Source organism: Acetobacter fabarum (assembly GCF_029069195.1).
GTDB classification, from domain to species: domain Bacteria; phylum Pseudomonadota; class Alphaproteobacteria; order Acetobacterales; family Acetobacteraceae; genus Acetobacter; species Acetobacter fabarum_A.
In genome coordinates, this window is record NZ_JARDYK010000010.1 from 64,986 (window position 1) to 83,993 (window position 19,008).

General features: G+C 51.5%; 16 protein-coding genes. 10 read left to right on the forward strand and 6 right to left on the reverse strand.

Features of this window, described 5'->3' with window-relative positions:
- Positions 1-76 precede the first annotated feature (76 nt).
- The 4 genes from PY793_RS11375 (at position 77) to PY793_RS11390 (ending at position 4,494) form a co-directional block, all read left to right on the forward strand.
- On the forward strand, positions 77-1,093 hold the full coding sequence (locus tag PY793_RS11375; protein ID WP_275178131.1) for an MBL fold metallo-hydrolase: 1,017 nt from the start codon (positions 77-79) through the stop codon (positions 1,091-1,093).
- Positions 1,094-1,336: 243 nt separating this feature from the next.
- On the forward strand, positions 1,337-1,546 hold the full coding sequence (locus PY793_RS11380; protein WP_275178132.1) for a hypothetical protein: 210 nt from the start codon (positions 1,337-1,339) through the stop codon (positions 1,544-1,546).
- A 208-nt stretch (positions 1,547-1,754) separates the two neighbouring features.
- Positions 1,755-3,431, forward strand: a complete 1,677-nt coding sequence (locus tag PY793_RS11385; protein WP_275178133.1) for an OprO/OprP family phosphate-selective porin — start codon at positions 1,755-1,757, stop codon at positions 3,429-3,431.
- Positions 3,432-3,459: 28 nt separating this feature from the next.
- Positions 3,460-4,494 carry a sulfate ABC transporter substrate-binding protein gene (locus tag PY793_RS11390; protein ID WP_275178134.1) on the forward strand — a complete coding sequence of 345 codons (1,035 nt, stop codon included), beginning with the start codon at positions 3,460-3,462 and terminating at the stop codon, positions 4,492-4,494.
- A gap of 48 nt (positions 4,495-4,542) precedes the next feature.
- Here PY793_RS11390 and PY793_RS11395 read toward each other — a convergent pair whose 3' ends face one another.
- The 4 genes from PY793_RS11395 to PY793_RS11410 form a co-directional block, all read right to left on the reverse strand.
- Positions 4,543-5,847 carry a lactonase family protein gene (locus PY793_RS11395; protein WP_275178135.1) on the reverse strand — a complete coding sequence of 435 codons (1,305 nt, stop codon included), beginning with the start codon at positions 5,845-5,847 and terminating at the stop codon, positions 4,543-4,545.
- A 74-nt stretch (positions 5,848-5,921) separates the two neighbouring features.
- Positions 5,922-6,506, reverse strand: a complete 585-nt coding sequence (locus PY793_RS11400; protein WP_275178136.1) for a peroxiredoxin — start codon at positions 6,504-6,506, stop codon at positions 5,922-5,924.
- Positions 6,507-6,573: 67 nt separating this feature from the next.
- The gene (locus PY793_RS11405; protein WP_275178137.1) at positions 6,574-7,605 is read right to left on the reverse strand and encodes an alpha-E domain-containing protein; all 1,032 of its coding nucleotides are present in this window, start codon (positions 7,603-7,605) and stop codon (positions 6,574-6,576) included.
- Positions 7,587-9,059 carry a circularly permuted type 2 ATP-grasp protein gene (locus tag PY793_RS11410; protein WP_275178138.1) on the reverse strand — a complete coding sequence of 491 codons (1,473 nt, stop codon included), beginning with the start codon at positions 9,057-9,059 and terminating at the stop codon, positions 7,587-7,589. The genes PY793_RS11405 and PY793_RS11410 overlap by 19 nt, the downstream gene beginning before the upstream one ends.
- A 261-nt stretch (positions 9,060-9,320) precedes the next feature.
- Between PY793_RS11410 and PY793_RS11415 the strand changes: the two genes are divergently transcribed.
- Together PY793_RS11415 and PY793_RS11420 are read left to right on the forward strand one after the other, a co-directional pair.
- Positions 9,321-10,160 (forward strand): transglutaminase family protein, encoded by an 840-nt coding sequence (locus PY793_RS11415; RefSeq protein WP_275178139.1) that lies wholly within the window; start codon positions 9,321-9,323, stop codon positions 10,158-10,160.
- Positions 10,161-10,214: 54 nt separating this feature from the next.
- The gene (locus PY793_RS11420) at positions 10,215-11,306 is read left to right on the forward strand and encodes a zinc-binding metallopeptidase family protein (protein WP_275178140.1); all 1,092 of its coding nucleotides are present in this window, start codon (positions 10,215-10,217) and stop codon (positions 11,304-11,306) included.
- On the opposite strand, the gene PY793_RS11425 is transcribed toward PY793_RS11420, so the two are convergent.
- On the reverse strand, positions 11,298-12,989 hold the full coding sequence (locus PY793_RS11425; protein ID WP_275178141.1) for an ABC transporter substrate-binding protein: 1,692 nt from the start codon (positions 12,987-12,989) through the stop codon (positions 11,298-11,300). The two genes, PY793_RS11420 and PY793_RS11425, sit on opposite strands and share 9 nt — an antisense overlap.
- A gap of 284 nt (positions 12,990-13,273) precedes the next feature.
- Here PY793_RS11425 and PY793_RS11430 point away from each other — a divergent pair, with 284 nt between their 5' ends.
- The 4 genes from PY793_RS11430 to PY793_RS11445 all read left to right on the forward strand — a co-directional run bounded on the left by PY793_RS11430 (position 13,274) and on the right by PY793_RS11445 (position 18,460).
- Positions 13,274-13,483 carry a hypothetical protein gene (locus tag PY793_RS11430; protein WP_275178142.1) on the forward strand — a complete coding sequence of 70 codons (210 nt, stop codon included), beginning with the start codon at positions 13,274-13,276 and terminating at the stop codon, positions 13,481-13,483.
- A 241-nt stretch (positions 13,484-13,724) separates the two neighbouring features.
- On the forward strand, positions 13,725-15,203 hold the full coding sequence (guaB, locus tag PY793_RS11435; RefSeq protein WP_275178143.1) for an IMP dehydrogenase: 1,479 nt from the start codon (positions 13,725-13,727) through the stop codon (positions 15,201-15,203).
- 9 nt (positions 15,204-15,212) lie between these two features.
- On the forward strand, positions 15,213-16,511 hold the full coding sequence (locus PY793_RS11440; RefSeq protein ID WP_275178144.1) for an RsmB/NOP family class I SAM-dependent RNA methyltransferase: 1,299 nt from the start codon (positions 15,213-15,215) through the stop codon (positions 16,509-16,511).
- 131 nt (positions 16,512-16,642) lie between these two features.
- Positions 16,643-18,460 carry a cation:proton antiporter gene (locus tag PY793_RS11445; RefSeq protein WP_275178145.1) on the forward strand — a complete coding sequence of 606 codons (1,818 nt, stop codon included), beginning with the start codon at positions 16,643-16,645 and terminating at the stop codon, positions 18,458-18,460.
- A 5-nt stretch (positions 18,461-18,465) separates the two neighbouring features.
- On the opposite strand, the gene PY793_RS11450 is transcribed toward PY793_RS11445, so the two are convergent.
- Complete coding sequence (locus PY793_RS11450; RefSeq protein WP_275178146.1) at positions 18,466-18,993, reverse strand: L,D-transpeptidase family protein; 528 nt, start codon at positions 18,991-18,993, stop codon at positions 18,466-18,468.
- Between the last annotated feature and the right edge of the window lie 15 nt (positions 18,994-19,008).

Genomic DNA, 19,008 nt, shown 5'->3' on the forward strand with positions numbered 1-19,008 from the left:
TCCAGCATTACGCATGGTGCGTTTGAATTATTGGGCGCACCATGTTTTGCATTGTTGGAGGGAAAGGGGACAATGCATGGTGTTTCTTACGCGCAATAAATACTATGCAGGTCCCAGAACAGACCATTTTGATGGAACCCGGTTTTTCAATCCTGGGCAACCATCCACAGACCGCTCATTGCGCGATATGTGGCGCTGGAGGCGCACATCACATCGTACGCCATGGCCAGATTCTGTTCCCATAACAACAACAGTACCAGAAAAAAATGTGGATGCCCTGCGTATTACCATAGTTGGCCATGCCACCGTGCTTATTCAGGGAGCGGGGCTGAATATCCTGACCGATCCGGTGTGGTCCGAGCGGGCAAGCCCGTTACGCTGGGTGGGTCCAAAACGGGTCAGTGCTCCGGGTATAGCATTTGAAAATCTGCCACCGATTGATGTGCTGCTTATCAGCCATAATCATTATGATCATCTTGATCTGGCTACGCTTAAACGGTTGCAGGTCGCGCATAATCCTTTGATGGTCATGCCATTAGGGAATGATCACATTATTCAAAAAGCCATTCCACAAGCCCGTATTTTTGCAGGAGACTGGTACGACCAGCAGATTATTGCTCCAGCACTCAATATAATGCTGACTCCAGCACACCACTGGTCCGCACGGGGTATTTTGGACCGGCGGATGGCATTGTGGGCGGGGTTCTGGCTGAACATACGCGGTCAAAAGCTCTGGTTTGCTGGAGATACAGCCTATGGCGATGGAGTCTTGTTCCGCGCTCTGCATGCCCGATATGGTGCACCGGATGTGGCACTCATTCCAATTGGTGCATACGAACCACGATGGTTTATGACGGGACAGCATGTTAATCCACATGAAGCCGTGCGTATTTACAAGGACATACAGGCAAAACAGGCCATAGGAATTCATTGGGGCACTTTCCAGCTTACGGACGAAGGTTTTATGGCCCCGGAAGAAGCTCTGCATGTTGCTCTTCTGGCAGAAAATTGCAGCATAGAACGGTTTAAGGCCGCTAGTCCCGGACAGGTTTATCAGTTCTGTGAAACCGGAGAGAAATGGCTCGTAAAATAACGTATATTTTAGTGATATAAAAAAACTACTAATTTTAAAATTATATAATTGACTCTATCTCAGGTATGGGTAGAAATAAAATCATATGCTGATTACGCAGCATATAGAGGAGTGCTTACAAGGTGCAAAACCCGAGAGGTCGAATGTGTCGGCGTGGCCGATGTTGCGACGTTAAAATATCCAACGCCTGACCTGTAGGTTTTATTGCCTTCCGGGTCAGTTTTTACCTGGAAGGGAAAAATCATGTTTGAATCACGTATTATTGAAATCAATGGTACCTTTGTCGGTGCCATTATTATTGAGGAAGGCAACCAGCCCCGCCGCTTTTATGCAGTACATGAAAGTGTACAGAGTTTGCATAACAAGCGCTACCCGAACGGGCAGGATTTGCAGATATCTGTTCTTCGCAAATTCAAAACTCTTTTTTTACAGCATAACATAGGCATGGCTTAACCAATCCGGCAGGATAGCTGCAAAAATTGGTATGATGTTAGTGAATATCTTGAATATTCCCGCAACTCATATTGGTTATGCAGGAACTTAACCTGAAAAATGTGAATGTGTTGTGTTTGTTATGTTTTGAAATAAAAACATAATAGTATCAACCTTTTATATTATGCCTAACATCATGTTCAAATGAGAATTTTAAATTGGAGGGCTTATGGCTGTGTCTATTCGGGCAAATATTCTGTTATCAACAACAATTTCAGGTCTTTTATTTCCATATGTAACGATGGCAGCAACCTCGGATGCAGAAAATGCAGCATTACGGCGTGAGATTGCTGCAATGCACCAGGAAATGATTAGAGAAATACATCGCCTTCAAACACGGGTGGACAAGTATGAGCATGTCGCTAATTTACATAATCGCAAAATAGAGCATACCTCCCGCACGTTAACGGCAGCAGGTCCAGATGATGCACAGCCCCGGTTCCGGGAAGACCCGGCTCCGGTCGAGCGTGGCCCGCGTAGCCCCGGTGATAGCCGTATTGCTCTGCCAGGAGGACCAGCGCAATCATGGAGTTCATTCAAGGCGGCATCTGCCAAGGATGAAAGCGTTGATATTGGCGGCATTAAAATCGGTTTTCCCAAAGGTAGGCCAACCATTGCGTCGGATGATAAGGCTTATGCATTTTCTATAGGTCTTCTGGCGCAGGAAGATTTTGGGGGCTTTATGGGGGTTGGTCAGAGGGGAAAGGAAAGTGCTGGTAATTTCAATAAATTTACAGAAAATGCGCGGCGTATGCGTATTTATATGTCCTGGCGGTACAAAGATTGGGTAGTTAATGTCACGCCAGACTTTGGTAGCAATAACAGCGATGGCACTGTCGGGCTATTTGAAGCCAACCTGAATTATACCGGTCTGCACAACACAACGCTGACCATTGGGTATTTTCAGCCCCGTATAGAAGAAGAAAATGCAGAGCGTTCGGGAGCATTCGAATTTCTGGAGCGCCCGACCATTGTTGATCTGGTTCGTAATATTGCTGGCGGTGTGGCGCGCTTTAGCATTGGTGGAGAGCATTACGAAAAACGTTGGCTTGTTTCCGGATATTTTACAGGGCAGAAGTTTGGTGATCGTACATCTGACAAAACCATAACAGACAGCCAGACCGGTGCTGTCTTCCGTGCGGCTGGTCGCCCTTATGTTTCCAAAAATATTGATGTGCATATCGGAATTGGGGCAACAGTTGCATTTAAAGTTAATCAGTCAGGCAATGGAAGAACTACAGCCTTCAAGGATAATGTTGAGGTTTCTTTGGGTGAAACTCAGTTGCTCACATCTGCTGCGCTAACAAATATTTCCCAGATGTGGGCGGCTGGACCACAGTTTGGTTTTCGTTACAAAAAATTTCTGCTCAAGGGCGAATATTATCATATTGGTGTACAGCACGATAACCTAGCCGCCAGTATAAACCCGCCATCTATTGGTTTTGACGGCTGGTACGTTGCGGCAAACTATACGCTGTTTGGACATGGACGTGGCTATAACGAAAAAATTGCTGCGTTCACGGCCCCCGGAGTTGAATATGATTTTGACCCGGCAAAAGGGCATTGGGGAGCACTGGAAATCAGCGGGCGGTGGAGTGTAACTGACCTGCGGACGTCAGGTACAACTAAAATGGCAGGCACTGTTATTAATACCAATGGAGAAACAGGCAATCAACAGACTGTATGGCACGGTGGGCTGAACTGGTACCCCAATCAGCACATCAAGGTCATGCTGGATTACACACACTTTAGTGTTTCCCGCTACAATGGCGCAAAATCAACGGATGCCAATTTCTCGGGCCGCAGTGGCAACGCTGTTGTTGGCCGTGTGCAGGCAGCATTTTGATCTGATATGATGATGAAGGAACAGGTTTATGAAGCAGAAAAACTTTTTTAACGTTCGTCGTGCCGTTCTCAGGGTAACGGCGGTATTGAGCGTTTCTTTTCTAGCTGGCTTGCAGGCAACGGCAAGCTACGCGGAATCATATCACCTGCTGAATGTTTCCTACGATCCAACACGTGAGCTTTATGCCGATGTGAATAAAGCATTTTCTGTACAGTGGCACAAAAGCCATCCCGAAGACACGGTGAATGTCAAATCGGCGCATGGCGGTTCCGGGGCTCAGGCGCGCTCAGTGCTGGAAGGGGCTCCGGCAGATGTGGTGACGCTCGGCCTGGCTTATGACATTGATCTCCTGGCTCAGCACGGCTTGATTGCTGCTGACTGGCAAAGCAGGCTGCCCCATAATGCGACCCCGTATACCAGCACGATTGTATTTCTGGTTCGTAAAGGGAATCCCAAAAATATTCATGACTGGCCGGACCTGATTCGTGATGGCGTACAGGTTGTTACCCCCAACCCCAAAACATCTGGCGGTGCGCGCTGGAACTATCTGGCAGCATGGGGTTGGGCTCTGCATCAAAAAGGTGGCACGCCGGACACAGCTAAAGCTTACCTGAAAAACCTGTTCAAACATGTGCCGGTGCTTGATACGGGCGCACGTGGAGCCACAAACAGTTTTGTGCAGCGTAATCTGGGCGATGTCCTGCTTGCGTGGGAAGATGAAGCACTTCTGGCTACGCGTGATATTGGGCCTGATCAGTTTGAAATTGTTGTGCCGTCACAGACGATCCTAGCCGAACCTCCAGCATCCCTTGTTGATAAAAACGTCAAGGCACATGGGACCGAAGCCGTAGCCAAAGCGTATCTGGATTTTCTGTTTACACCTGAAGGTCAGAAAATCGGTGTCAAACACTATTTCCGTCCTGTTGACCCTGCAATTCTGGAAGAAAGCAAAGGACTTTTCCCTAAAGTAGACACCTTTGATGTACAAAGCCTTGGTGGCTGGACCAAGTTGCAGAAAGAACATTTCTCTGACGGTGGCGTTTTTGATAGTCTTTATAAATAAAGATATGAGACGCGTTGCATTTTAAAATGCAACGCGTCTTTATTGTAGTCAAACGGAATCAATAACAGTAAATGCAAAAGATGTCGGTGTTCCAATAGGTACAAAGTGCCAGGTAAAATCGAGAGCACCTGTTTCTGTATTGACACGCAGGGATGTAATACAATCACTTCGTTGATTGGCAACGAACACAAATTTTCCAGACGGGTCAAAACTTAAAGCTCGCCCGTAATCAGCATGTACCCAGACTTCATCAAACAGGGTGATTGAACCATCATCATGCACTCTAAAGCAGGCAATGGCGTTACCTAGCCTATTGGTAACGTAGAGAAATTTTCCCGTCGGATGTAAAATAATTTCGGCGGCAAGCGTACTCCCCCTAAACTGAGCAGTTACAGTCGAAGCTGTTTGTTTGACCTGCATGCTCCCTGTTCTGGTATCATAATCAGCCACAACCACACGGGAATCCTGCTCTCCCAGAATATAAATAATTTTCCCGTCGTGGCTAAAGCAGAAATGGCGAGGCGCAGAGCCCGGCTCCATGCTCAACCATGGTTTTTCGGCTGGTTTTAAAGTGCCGCTTTCCACATCAAACAGCCACACATAAACCCTGTCCAGTCCAGCATCACAGGCCAGAACAAACTTGCCGTTCACATCGGCCTGAATCATATGCACATGAGAACCGGAGTGATCACTGACTGCATAATTGCCTGGAGGGTTATCCGCAGCCCGTTCTGGCATTTTAGGTCCGCTATTGTGTACAAGATCGGTTAATAATCCCAGACTGCCATCGGGTTGAATGCGCATAACAGCGGCACTGCCGCCAGTATAATTGGCAATAAACAGATATTGACCTGATGGGTGTACACTTAAATGCGCAGGATCTGCCCCACCGCTACTCATAACATTTAACTTGGTGAGCACTCCAGTGTGACGATCTACCTGAAAAGCCGTGACCGACCCTGTGTGTCCGCCCTCAAAATCACTGACTTCATTAACGGTGTACAAGTTTTTCTGGCTGGGAGAGAACGCCAGAAAAGATGGATTATCCGCAGGGATGACGTGGCCCAGTTGAGTTAATATCCCGCTCTCCGGGTTCATTTCAAACAAGGTTATACCAGTTGCGTTACTCTCGGCTGGCCCTGATCGTGTATAGCCGCCAACATAACATAAAATCCGTGGCCCAGTTTTTTTTGCCGCTTTTTCCGGGCTGGCTTTTGGTAACGCGGCTTTAGGAATAGGGGCGGGAGGAGGAGCATTCTCCCCGAAAGCTTTTCCAAAATGAGAGGTAAGCCCTAACCCCATGATGGAAAAACCAAAGGCTCTGCGGCCCATGATATGATATTTGTGGCTCATACCTGATGTTATCATGAGCTATGCAGGAAAGAGAAAATAAATTTTAAATTCTGGCGTAGTGTAAGCTGCGTAGTTTATTTTTGTCTCTTGTCTTCGTGCCATTTTTTCAAGGCATCAAGGGTCTCCGTAACGTGCTGTTCTGGGTTGTTGCTAGTAAAGCTCAGTAAAATATTTCCATCTGGCGCAATAACGTAAGATGTGCGTTGTGAGAGTAAAGTCTGGTGAGCCGTGCTGACGGAGTGGTACAGAATAGCGGTTAAGGCTCCCGGGTCTGCCAGAACCGCAAATTTATCCCGGCATTCCACTTTCGAAAACTCAGCAACCCTATCCGTATTTCCCGCAGTTATGCCAACAAGTATGGCCCCGACGGCATGGAACTGTTCTGCGGCCTCGGCAAAATCATGCGCTTCCTGCGTGCAGCCTGTAGTAAAAGCTGCGGGAAAAAAATAGATGACAACCGGCCCCTGTGCGAGGGCCGATCTGAGTGAAAATGTAAAAGGCTTACCTGCCAGAGCACCCTGGAGTGTAAAATCTGGTGCACTCGTTCCCTGAGATAAGGCGGCATGTGCCGTTCCAGAGCCTAGACACACACCAGTTACAACAGAGAGCGTGAGCAAAAAGCCTGATACGGCGTTGAAAAATGCTGGCTTCCTGATCACTCTAAATATCCCATATGCTTTTCACTCCAGCAGGAGAGTGTTGAAGACTATGCTTATGAATTTACACTTAATTCTGCTCTTGTTCAGCCATTTTTATTGACGTAGCTTCCTGTGATGTAATTACAGGCCAGAATGTTACGGCTATGGCGTTTTGTAAATCCCGCAGCTGTGTCTGGACCCAGTTCATATAGTCATGCAAACCACGGATAATCATTTCCTCTGCTGTCTGGTCTTGCAGGCTGGCCCGCAGTTCGGCCACACATTCCAGCAGAGGTGAGCAGAGCTGACGCAGATTGTCATGACTTGCCAAAAGCGTGAGTGTTTCATCCATCTGGCGTAGGTTCGTGCTCAAAGAGCGTGGGAAACCATCATTTTTAAGCAGGAATCCAACAATATTGGCAGGTGTCAGGGTTACGGGTCGCAGACGCCGGAAGGCATGGTACGCGGCAGCCGAGCGTAATACAGATGTCCATTGCGTCAGGTCAATATCAGACCCCGGTGCTTCGGACCGAGGAAGCAGCATATGGTAGCGGATGTCAATCAGACGGGTAATCTGGTCGCTCCGCTCCAGAGCTTTGCCAAGCCGGTAGAACAGCCATGCCGGATCACGGTATAATGTGCCTTCAGCAATTCCAAAATGGGTTTGGCAGTCCTGCCTTACGCGGGTGCAGAGTTCGGCCAGATTATGGTCCGCCATATCTCCGTTTTTGAGATTAAGCAGGTTCCGGGAAAACACATTAAGCTGTGTCCATAACTCAATAGAGACAAGAGGCCGGACTGCGCGTGCATTTTCGCGCACTTCCTGCGCAAGTGAGACCAGTGAGGAAGGATTACGGGTTTCTGTCACATAAAATGGCACGATTTCCGTATGTCGTGTGGTGTTGTATATCTGCTGGAACAGAGCTTCGTCCGAATTAATGGCCAGAATGGAATCCCAGGCCGTTTGTCCCTCGGCATTACGGACAAAGGTCTCCGTAACTTCCAGAAGGCGGGAGAGATTTTCCATACGCTCCATGTAGCGTGCAAGCCACATCATGCACTCCGCATAGCGCGACAGAAGAGGTGTGGGGGAAACAATTATCATGATGCCATGACCCATGTATCTTTTGAACCGCCGCCTTGGGATGAGTTGACAACCAGTGAGCCTTTGCGCAGGGCAACACGGGATAATCCTCCGGGTAACACCCAGACAGAACGGCCTGTAATTGCAAACGGTCTCAGGTCAACATGGCGGGCTTCCACCGTATCCCCGCAAAGTGTGGGGGTAACAGACAGGCCAATTGTAGGCTGGCTTATGTAATTCGCCGGGTTATGACGTAATTTCTGGCTGAAATCGTCCAGTTCCGCCTGCGTAGCCTGTGGACCGATCAGCAACCCGTACCCGCCAGATTCACCAACGGGTTTGACAACAAGCCTGTCAAGATTAGCCAAAGTGTACGCCAGCCCTTCCGGTTCTGCACATATATGCGTTTCCACACTGTCCAGAATGGGGTCTTCATCCAGATAATAACGGATAATGCGCGGCATATAGGCATAGACGGCCTTGTCATCTGCAACCCCTGTGCCCAGCGCATTAGCCAGTGTTACATTGCCGCGCCTGTAAGCTTCCACCAGACCGGGCACACCCAGAAGACTATCGGGATTAAATACAAGCGGGTCGAGGAATTCATCATTAAGGCGACGATAAATGGAGTGAACAGGCCTCGGCCCCGTAACGGTACGCATGAAAACCTTATGGTCTTCTACAAACAGGTCTCGGCCTTCAACCAGCGGAACACCCATTTCGCGCGACAAGAACACATGCTCGAAGTAAGCAGAGTTATAAATGCCGGGGGAGAGCAGAACAACCTGAGGGTCATCGACACCTTCGGGGGCGACCTCACACAAGGCATTATGCAGGCGTGAGCCGTATTCCTCCACCGAGCGTATGGGCAGGCCAGATGCCAGATCCGGCATGAGTCTGAGCATCATGTGGCGATTTTCTATAACGTAGGATACGCCAGAGGGCGTGCGTGCATTATCTTCCAGAACCAGAAAGCGGCCCTGCTGATCGCGGATAAGGTCCGTTCCATTGATATGGACATAAACCCCACCGGGTACTGGCAAACCAACCATCGCCTGACAGTAATTGACGTTTTGCAGCACGAGTCCGGCTGGCACCACGCCATCCTTCAGAATATGCTGCTCATGGTAAATATCGTTTAAAAACAGGTTGATGGCCTGAATACGCTGTTGCACTCCGCGTTCAATACGCAGCCATTCTTCTGCGGTAATAATTCGTGGAATGGCATCAAAGGGTAAAATACGGTCAATGGCTTCCCGGTCCGTGTAAACGGTAAAGGTAATTCCCATTCTGTAGAGCTGTGCTTCAGCCGAGGCTGTTCTGTTCTGGAGTTCCTGTATCTGCAATGCGGACAGACGTTTTTTTACGCAATCTATGATAGGCGGAGCAGGGGCTTTGCGGTTCATTAATTCGCAAAAAAAATCAGGAATGGCGTAATTGTCCAGAAGTCCGCGTGTTAGGGGAGGGGCAAGGTGTAGGGCGTTTGTCATAAAAGCCTCCCTTTTGGCATGCTGGACTGCAAAACTGGTCCTGCCCGCCAAAACGTTTCGAATACGCACTAACGGAGCAGGATTTCCGGCATTTGCCAAGCACAAAATACGCACTCACATTTTGTTTGCACAAACCCGCATGGATCCCTTGCATGGGTTGTGCGGAGTGGTATGATTTTGCACTGAATTATTGTTCTGATACCAAACAGATATCAGCAGTCCACGGCGTTGGGCAGCAACACAAGCAGGGCCGTATTTCTGATGAGTTCACAGGTAACGCTTTTGCACCGGACCTGCTACCGTTACGACCGCCCAGTGACCATGGGGACTCAGACGATACGGCTACGCCCGATGGAAACCTGCCGCACGCCTATCGAATCATACGGCATGCATATTCGCCCAGAAGGTTTCAACCTGAAATGGGAGCGTGATTCGTGTGGAAATGACGTAGCCTGTGTTGGTTTTTGGGACCGGTTGACGCATTTTGACATTGAGGTGTCGCTGGTCGCAGATATGACTGCTTACGATCCGCTCCTGCAAACCCTCTCTCCAGATGATCGGAGCGACATGCCGTTGGAGGAACATTCGGCACCGTCTGAGTGTGGGGAGGAAGTCAGGAAATTTCTTTCTCTTTATCCTGCTGGAATAGGGGGGGACACGCTGGGAGACATGATGGCCATGAACCGCTGCATTGCCAGAACGCTGGACTATCAGCGCAGGCTGGAGCCTGGCGTATGGTCTCCGGAGGAAACTCTTCGCCGCAGGGTAGGTTCCTGTCGTGACAGTGCATGGCTTTTGGTCAATATAGCCCGGCATCTGGGGCATGCGGCCCGGTTTGTCTCGGGCTATCTTATTCAAAGTGCAGGTATGGCAGACGGAGCGGAAGTTCTGAGCGGGGAATTGCATGCATGGGCACAGATTTTTATTCCCCAACGTGGCTGGTTGGGGTTTGATACCACATCCGGCCTCCTCGCCGGACAGGGTCATATTCCTCTGGCTGTTGCTGCCAGACCGGAAGACACAGCCCCTGTTTCGGGGTTGCTGGACCGGTGTGAGGCAACTTTCAATGTCTGCATGAAGGTGGAGCGCTTGTTTACCTGACGACGGGCGCAGCAAAGCATTTTTGGGTCGCTCGATGTAAAGGGAGAGTGCAGGATGAAGCGTTTTACCTGCCAGTCCTGTGGGCAATTGATTTTTTTTGAAAATATCCGTTGCAACCAGTGTCATGTTCCTTTGGGCTATATGCCCGAAATGACCAGCCTTGCGGCTCTTATTCCTGTAGGGGAAGGGTTTTATCACCCACTCGGGCTGGATGAAGGGGGCGGAACACGCACTTTTTGCGTCAATCATGCATATGATGTGTGCAACTGGCTGACACCTGCTTTACAGGGTAACAATTCGTTCTGCTTTGCCTGCCAGTTTAACCGGGTTATTCCCAACCTGAAAATTCCCGGCAATATGGAACGCTGGCGTAAGCTGGAAATCGCCAAACACCGCCTGTTTTATACTATCCTCAGGTTGAAGCTCCCGGTCAAAAACCGCCAGCAAGATCCACGGGAAGGGCTGGCGTTCGATTTTTTAGATGATCCTCCCCAAGGGTGGCCACCGATCATGACGGGTCACAGCAGTGGCGTCATTACCATAGCCGCCAAAGAAGCTGATGATGCTTACAGGGAGCATATGCGAGTGGAAATGGGAGAGTACTACCGTACTCTTTTGGGACATTTCCGCCACGAAATTGGCCATTACTACTGGAATGTCCTTATCCGTGATGGGGGACGTCTTGAACAGTGCCGGGCCGTATTTGGTGATGACCGGGCAGATTACCAGAGCGCATTGCAAAAACATTACGCACACCCGCCACCAAATAACTGGCGGGAGCACTACGTCAGTCACTATGCGATGTCGCACCCATGGGAAGATTTTGCTGAAACATGGGCGCATTATTTTCATATAGTTTCCACACTGGAAACGGCATTATCCTACGACATGACTATTGGGCCTATGGTCGACGGCAAATCTGTTCTAACCCACAAGAATGACCCTTACCTGCACATGCCGTTTGATGACATCATAGAGGCATGGCTACCGTTGACATATGCAGTCAACAGTTTGAACAGGTCCATGGGACTGGCCGATTTTTATCCCTTTGTGCTCACAGCAGGTGTGCGTGCAAAACTGCGCTTTATTCATGATATTGTCCGTCATGTACAGCAGAGGGCTGATCAGTCATCTGATTTATTGTAAATGGATTTGTGAAAAAAGAATTTCATCGTTCAAAGTAATAATTACGTTTTGGGCACGGCGGGAAAGCAGAAGTACCCTCCGGGTCTGCGAGAGTGGTACAAAAGGTGCCTGCGCCATGATCTCCCGGTCAACTTCGGACCAGACGTGATTGCTTGCCACCCTGTTTGTTAGGGCGAGCATGGCGGCCTCTTGCATTTTTTGGTCAATACCTGGGTCACAAAATCCTGAATAATTCGGAGAGTTGTCCGAATTGGGGTGAAAGGTTTCGCAGGAAAACAGGGTTTGCAAAAAACTGGAGGCGGAAGGGTAGTCAGCATTCCAGCCAGCCAGAGCAATCTGAAAATGGTTCTGTGTATTCTGGATGTAAGCAAACGCTATGGCAGGGCTTATGTTACGGACTGTGGCCTTGAAGCCGAGCATATCCAGTGTATTGCGTATATCGTCTGCCGTTGTGCTGCCGTGTTGTTCGGAAGGCGCGATAATGGTCACTTTCTGCCCGGCCATGCCACTTTCCCGCACGAGTTGACGGGCTACATCCATATCCGGCTTGACCCAGTTTTTTGCCGGGCGTGTCGGTGAGGCGCCCTGAGTATAAAAACAGAAGGGTTCATAACCCGGAGTGCCATCCGGCAGTATCTGACATAAAGGAGAGGCTACCGCCGGGCCACCCCGGTAAATAATCATGGCATGCCTGTTGACTGCGTAATTCAGAGCCTGCCGAACCTTGAGAGACGTAAATGGTGGCTCATGCACATTGAGCATGGCAAAGTATGACAGGAGCGGGGCATAAAGATATACCTGACTGGCGTAACGACTCCCGACTTCCCCTAAGCGGTCTAGCGGAACATTTTCGTACATCCAGTCAGCCTGACCATTTTCCACGGCGGTAACGGCGGCCTCTCCGTCCAGACCGAAGGACACCAGAACCTCATCCGGATAGGCAGCAGGCTGTGCCTGATGTGACCATTCACGAAAAAAAGGATTACGCTCCAAACGCAACAGAGTGATCGGGTCATACTCCGCAATACGGTAGGGGCCAGTTCCGGGTATGGGGGTGTTGCCCATGTCATGCGCAGGGGTGTCCGCTGGCAAAACAGCGGCATGCATCCATGCCAGTCGGTCCAGAAACTCCGGGTCTGGTGCATTTAAATGGAAAACTATCTGCCGTGTTCGGCTATCTGTTTCCACGCCGCCGTCCAGTGTGCATGTCGCGGGGTTTTCCAGACAGGCCCGGGCACCAATAATAGTTCCGTAATATGGTCCTGCAGTGGGGCTTCCCACCTTGAAAAGACGACGGAAAGATGCCGCCACATCTTTTACTGTAACGGGTTTGCCGTTAGAAAAATATAATCCGTCCCGCAAGGTCAGGCGATAGGTGCGTCCATTATCTTCGGGGAGTGGCACTGCCTCGACCAGATTGGCAATGACCGGGTGGGCACTAGGCCCAGACAGTTTGGGGTAGGTCAGCAGTGTGTCATACACTGGTGTTTCAAGCACTTTGGTCAGGGCAAGGTAAGATATCTGCGGGTCGAGTGTGCCTGCATCACTTTGGGCAAGAATACGCAGCGTACCTCCCCTATGTGCATCCAGTTGCCCATTTGTGGCCCATGCGGGGAGCAAGGTGCGGGCAATCAGGCCAAAAGCCACCATGCAAGAGAGTAAAAAAGGCATCCGTTGGGTCATGCCTAAAGTATGCCGTGCTTTGCGCTCCCGTTCAAATTGGAAATGGGCTGGATATCCATCATTACCCATCGTCCGGTGCTGTTGCTTGCAGGTTGCATCCGCTCAATGGCTTTGTAAAAAACGGTCTGTCAGGGTATTGTTATTGTGATTACTCCTTAACCCGCACGCAGCTTGCCAGAGCGTTACTGACAAAAGCATGCATTCTTTGCTCTTTCACAAAACAGTCATGCTCAAACTGATTTTTTTGCGTGTAGTGTTCCGTTACAGCAGAGGGGGAAGCGAATATGCATATTCATCAGGTTGTGCAGACAACGCAGGCGAAAACCTCGGATCGTTGGCGTGAAGCCGTTCGCGAACGCTGGCGTATTACGCTGCTGAGCGCATGGGAACGGGATGCTCTGGTTGAGGAAGGCGGGGTACGGACCTGCACTCCGCAGGTTGCGTTTCTGCGTCAGAAACCCCGCATGCTTCGCAATACCGCAACCTGCAAATAATTTTTCCTGATCCTGTTCATATGTCAGGTTGCTCTGGCAGGTTTGCGCCTGCCAGTTGTGCTGCCTTAGCTACAGCGTGAAAGACGATTTTTTAAAAAACATGATGAATAATGGCTTTGAGCGCTTGCGTTCACCCAGCCAAGGTCATAAGAGGAAGCGCCAAGGGTCGGGTGACCTGCGGCAATGATTTTTGCTACAGGGTTAGCCCGCCACGTTGTAATTCAGCAAGGGTGCCCGCTGCATGACTTCTTCTCCATACAGCCGTGTTACTGAAGCTCTGGCGTTTGACGATGTTCTTGTCGTCCCGGCTGCTTCCGATGTTGTGCCAGGTCAGACCATGGTGCGTACGCATCTGACGCGCTCCATCGAGCTTAACATTCCTCTTATCTCTTCCGCCATGGATACGGTAACGGAAGAGCGTATGGCCATTGCCATGGCGCAGCAGGGTGGCCTTGGCGTTATTCATAAAAACCTCAAGCCCGAAGAGCAGGCCGAGCATGTGCGCCGGGTCAAAAGGTTTGAATCGGGCATGGTGGTCAATCCGGTGACGGTTGGCCCGGACCAGACACTGGCAGACGTGCGCGAAATCATGCAGCGGCATGGGATTAGTGGTTTGCCGGTTGTGCAGCCCGGCACCCAGAAGCTGGTTGGTATTCTTACCAACCGCGATGCCCGCTTTGCAGTTGATCCCACCCAGCGTGTTTCCGAACTCATGACCAAAGACCGTCTGGTTACGGTTAAAAATGGCATTGACCCGGATACGGCCCGCCAGCTTTTGCACAAGCACCGGATTGAAAAGCTGCTGGTGGTGGACGATGCTGACCGTTGCGTTGGAATTATTACCGTCAAGGATATGGATAAAGCGGTAGCCCATCCTCTGGCAATAAAGGATAGCATGGGGCGCCTGCGTTGCGCCGCAGCAACCGGAGTGGGGGAGGATGGTTTTAGCCGCGCCAAACTCCTGATTGATGCCGGGGTAGATGTTCTGGTGGTGGATACCGCGCACGGCCATTCCGCCGGTGTGCTGGCGGCAGTCGAGCGCCTGAAAGCACTTGATGATGATATTCAGGTTATTGCCGGTAACGTCGCAACACCAGAGGCGGCACGCGCACTGGTTACCGCCGGGGCAGATTGCGTTAAAATTGGCATTGGTCCGGGCTCCATCTGCACCACACGCATCGTAGCCGGAGTGGGTGTGCCGCAGTTTTCTGCTATTTTGGAAACGTCTCTGGCCTGTAAGGAAATGGACGTTCCCTGCATTGCAGATGGTGGTATCCGCACATCGGGTGACATTGTAAAGGCCATCGGTGCCGGAGCCGATGTGGTCATGATCGGCTCCCTGCTGGCAGGCACGGAAGAAGCGCCGGGTGAAGTTTTCCTGTATCAGGGACGTTCCTACAAATCCTACCGGGGTATGGGCAGCCTTGGCGCTATGGCGCGCGGTTCGGCAGACCGGTACTTCCAGCAGGAAGTCAAGGACACGCTCAAGCTTGTGCCAGAAGGAATTGAAGGCCGCGTGCCCTATAAGGGCAGCATGTCAGCCGTTATTCATCAACTGGTTGGCGGGTTGAAGGCTGGCATGGGCTATACTGGCTCGCGCGAGATCAGTGATTTGCAGGTGCGTGCCAAGTTCCGCCGTATTACTGGGGCAGGCCTGCGCGAAAGCCATGTGCATGACGTGTCCATCACGCGTGAAGCCCCCAACTATCGTCAGGACTGATCTGCCTTTATGACACCTACAGCCAGACTTGCCGCCAGCATTGACCTGCTTGCGGCTATGGAGGCGGCACCACGCAAACCAGCGGATGCCGTTGCCAACAGCTTTTTCAGAGAAAGACGCTATATTGGCGGCGGCGACCGGCGTGCCATTTCCGGCCTGGTGTGGGACATCATGCGCAACTGGCGCAAGCTGGGCTGGTGGCTTGAGCAGAACGGGGGCGTAGCCAGCCCCCGTATGCTGGCGGGTGCTCAACTGGTGTTTGACCGCACCCCCATGGAAAAGCTGGCATCCATGTATGGTGGGGGCCGCTTTGCGGCCGGGCCGCTGAGCGAGGCCGAACAGGCTGTGCTGAACGCCCTGACCGGCAAGGAGCCTGAGTGCGCTGACATGCCACGGGCCGTTCGGCTTGAGGTGCCGGACTGGCTCCTCCCCAGACTGGAAGAAACCTTCGGGGCTGACCTTGAGACAGAAGTAAAGGCCATGGCGGAGCCTGCCTCCCTTGACCTGCGCATTAATATATTGCGTACAACCCGCTCAGAGGCCATGCACGCTCTGGCGCGGGAAGGGCTGCATGCGGAGGAAACCAGGCTTTCCCCCTGGGGACTGCGGCTGGAAGGTCGCCAGCCTGTCACTGCCAGCAAACCTTTCCGTGATGGTCTGGTTGAAATTCAGGACGAAGGCAGCCAGCTTGTTGCTGCTATGGCGGGCGTTGATCCCGGCATGCGGGTACTGGATTACTGTGCAGGCGCAGGCGGCAAAACATTGGCCCTCGCCATGATGATGGAAAACAAAGGCCATATTGTCGCATGCGATGTTTCTGTCGTACGGCTGGAAGGCGCTGTTAAAAGACTGCGCCGTGCAGGAGTGCATAATGTAGAGCGTCACCTGCTGACCGAAGGGGACAAATGGGCCAAAAGACGCGCGGCCTCATTTGACCGCGTTCTGGTGGATGCGCCTTGCAGTGGCACGGGCACATGGCGCCGTAACCCGGATGCGCGCTTTCGTACCACGCAGGTTGACCTTGATGAACTGCTGGTCAAGCAGGCGGCCATTATGGACCGGGCGGCGGCACTGGTTAAACCCGGCGGGCGCATGATTTATGCAACCTGTTCCCTCCTGATGGCTGAAAATGCCGGACAGGTTGAGCAGTTTGTGGCCCGCAATCCGGACTTCCGTCTTGTCGCGTCCGGTTCCCCGGCGCTCCCCGAGCGCTTGCGTGAGATGTCCATGATCAGCCTGACCCCCGCACGGGATGAGACGGATGGTTTTTTTGCAGCTGTGCTGGAACGACAGGGGCAGGAAGGCTGACTGTTTTTTACAAAAGGCCCTTCTCCTGCTGCTTTTGCAGGCCGTCTTGCCAGTTTGGTGTATAACGTCCATGCCTTTATGCTTTAAGCACAAAAGAGCATGGATCACATCTGACCCCGAGATAGACCCGCATGACCGATAGTTTAATCATTTTCGTCTTTTTTGTGTTGGGTGGCAGTATGCTCGCGCAATGGACGGCATGGCGCTTCCGGCTGCCCGCTATTGTGTTGCTGTTCTCGCTCGGGTTGCTTTACGGGCCTGTTCTGCAGGTCATGCACCCATCGGAGATGATCGGCTCGGCTTTTCATCCCCTTGTGTCGCTTGCTGTGGCCCTGATTGTTTTCGAAGGCGGCCTGGCTCTTGATTTTCGTCAGTTGAAAGAGGCCGGGGAAGGGGTTTTACGCCTGACACTGGTGGCCCTTCCCATTAATTTTTTACTGGGCAGTCTGGCTGCGCATTCTATTGGCGGTATGGGGTGGGGACCTGCATTCCTGTTTGGCTCGATTGTGGTCGTAACCGGTCCTACCGTTGTGCTGCCACTGTTGCGGCATGCCAAGCTTAAACCCCGTATTGCGGCATTTTTGCGCTGGGAAGCCATTCTAAACGATCCGGTAGGAGCCATTCTGGCAACATTGGTGCTTGAAGTGCTGCTCATGCGCCCTGACGAGGGATCGGGAACAGTGTTCATGGCCATTGTCCCACATATGCTGGCCAGTGCCGCCTTGATGATCGGGCTGGGCATAGGAACGGCATGGTGCATAAAATGGCTGTGCGTGCGGGATATGCTGCCCGACGTCATGAAGCTGCCGCTGTTCATTACATTGGCGCTCATGCTCTATGTTGTCGGGACTTTGAGCATGGATGGTGCGGGGCTGATCGCATCTACGGTTTTTGGCATGGGGCTTGCCAACCTGCGCATTCCGGGGATGAGTGAACTCCAGCGGATGAAAGAAGCGCTGGTTGTTCTTATTGTCTCCGTACTGTTTGTACTTCTGGCGGCAGATTTGCAACGCAACGAACTGACCAGCCTTTCATGGTCTATTGGTGGGTTAACACTGGCAGTTCTGTTTCTGGTTCGCCCGTTAGGTATATGGTTGGCAACCATCGGTACCAGCCTGAGCTGGGCAGAACGATTTTTTGTTGGCTGGATTGCGCCGCGTGGCATTGTTGCTGCCGCAGTAGCGGGTATTGCCGGTGTCCGGTTGCAAGATGCTGGCTACCCTGGTGCCGGGCTGGTTATGCCCGCAGTGTTTGCTATTATTGCCTCGACCATGATTTTACATGGTTTTTCGCTTATTCCGCTTGGACGTAAACTGAATCTGACCCTCTCCAACCAGCCCGCGCTGGCCATTGTGGGGGCAAGTGAGTGGTCCACACAACTGGCACAGGTTGTGCACGAAGTCGGCACACCGGTGCTTTTGGTAGACAGCTCCGAAAGAGACCTCGCTCCTGCTCAACAGGCGGGCGTACCGGTACTGTGCGCAGAAGTTCTGTCGGAAGAAGGAGCTGAAAGTCTGGAAGAACGCCCGGCAGATTACCTGATCACAGCAACGCCTGACGCCATTTACAATGGGCTGGTCTGCGCGCATCTGGCTCCTCATTTCGGCCATCAGCGGGTGTATCAGGTCAGTCCCGGCATTGCTCGTCTGGACCAGTATCGAGGCCTCAGCCGTGAGGCGAGGGGAAAAGTGCTTGGGCAGCCAGGATGGAATTTTACCTTGCTGGAAACTCTGGTCACACAAGGCTGGCGCTTTGTTGCCAAAAATATTACGGAAGAGAACAAAGAGCGTCTTCTTAAGGAAAACAGCGATTTCCTGATTTTTCTGATGATCCAGAAAGGGGCTGCCATTACCGTTGTCTCTTTGGAAGACGATGCCTCCCCTCCCTTCTGGGTAGGGATGGTGGCCATTGGGCTTATGCCTCCACCCCAATCGGTGGAGGCAGCTTAGGCCATTCAGCCGGTAAAATCCTCTTCTCCGTGAATGACAATTGCCGTGGCGCCGGATTCCAAAACGGTGCGCAGGTCCTGCTCCGTTAAAGCTATACAGCCTTCTGTTGGCGTACGGTCCGGACGTTGCAGATGCATGAATATTGCTGACCCGTAGCCCGATAGGGCTGGAGAATCATTGTAGCCTACAACAACCACAAGGTTATAAAGATCGTCCTTTCTCCACAGCACCTCATGTCTGGCGGTATTGGGGAGGTTGATGTGCTGGTTATATACCCCAGATGTGGGGTCGTCGCACCAGCCATCATCGGGTTTTAGTGCTTCCACGGGCAAAACAGAGTGGGGCCGGGAGGTCCGGTCTGCACGATAATACACTTTTCTGAGAGTAAACTGACCAGTTGGCGTTGCCATATCCCCTTCACGTTTATGGGGAGTAATGCCATTTTTGCCGATCACTGCGTCCATTATTATGTGCCCGCAATGCAGTTTTGCGTAGCTACGGCTGTCAGTCATGGGCCACACGTGTATTATCATCCCAAGATCCTGCCT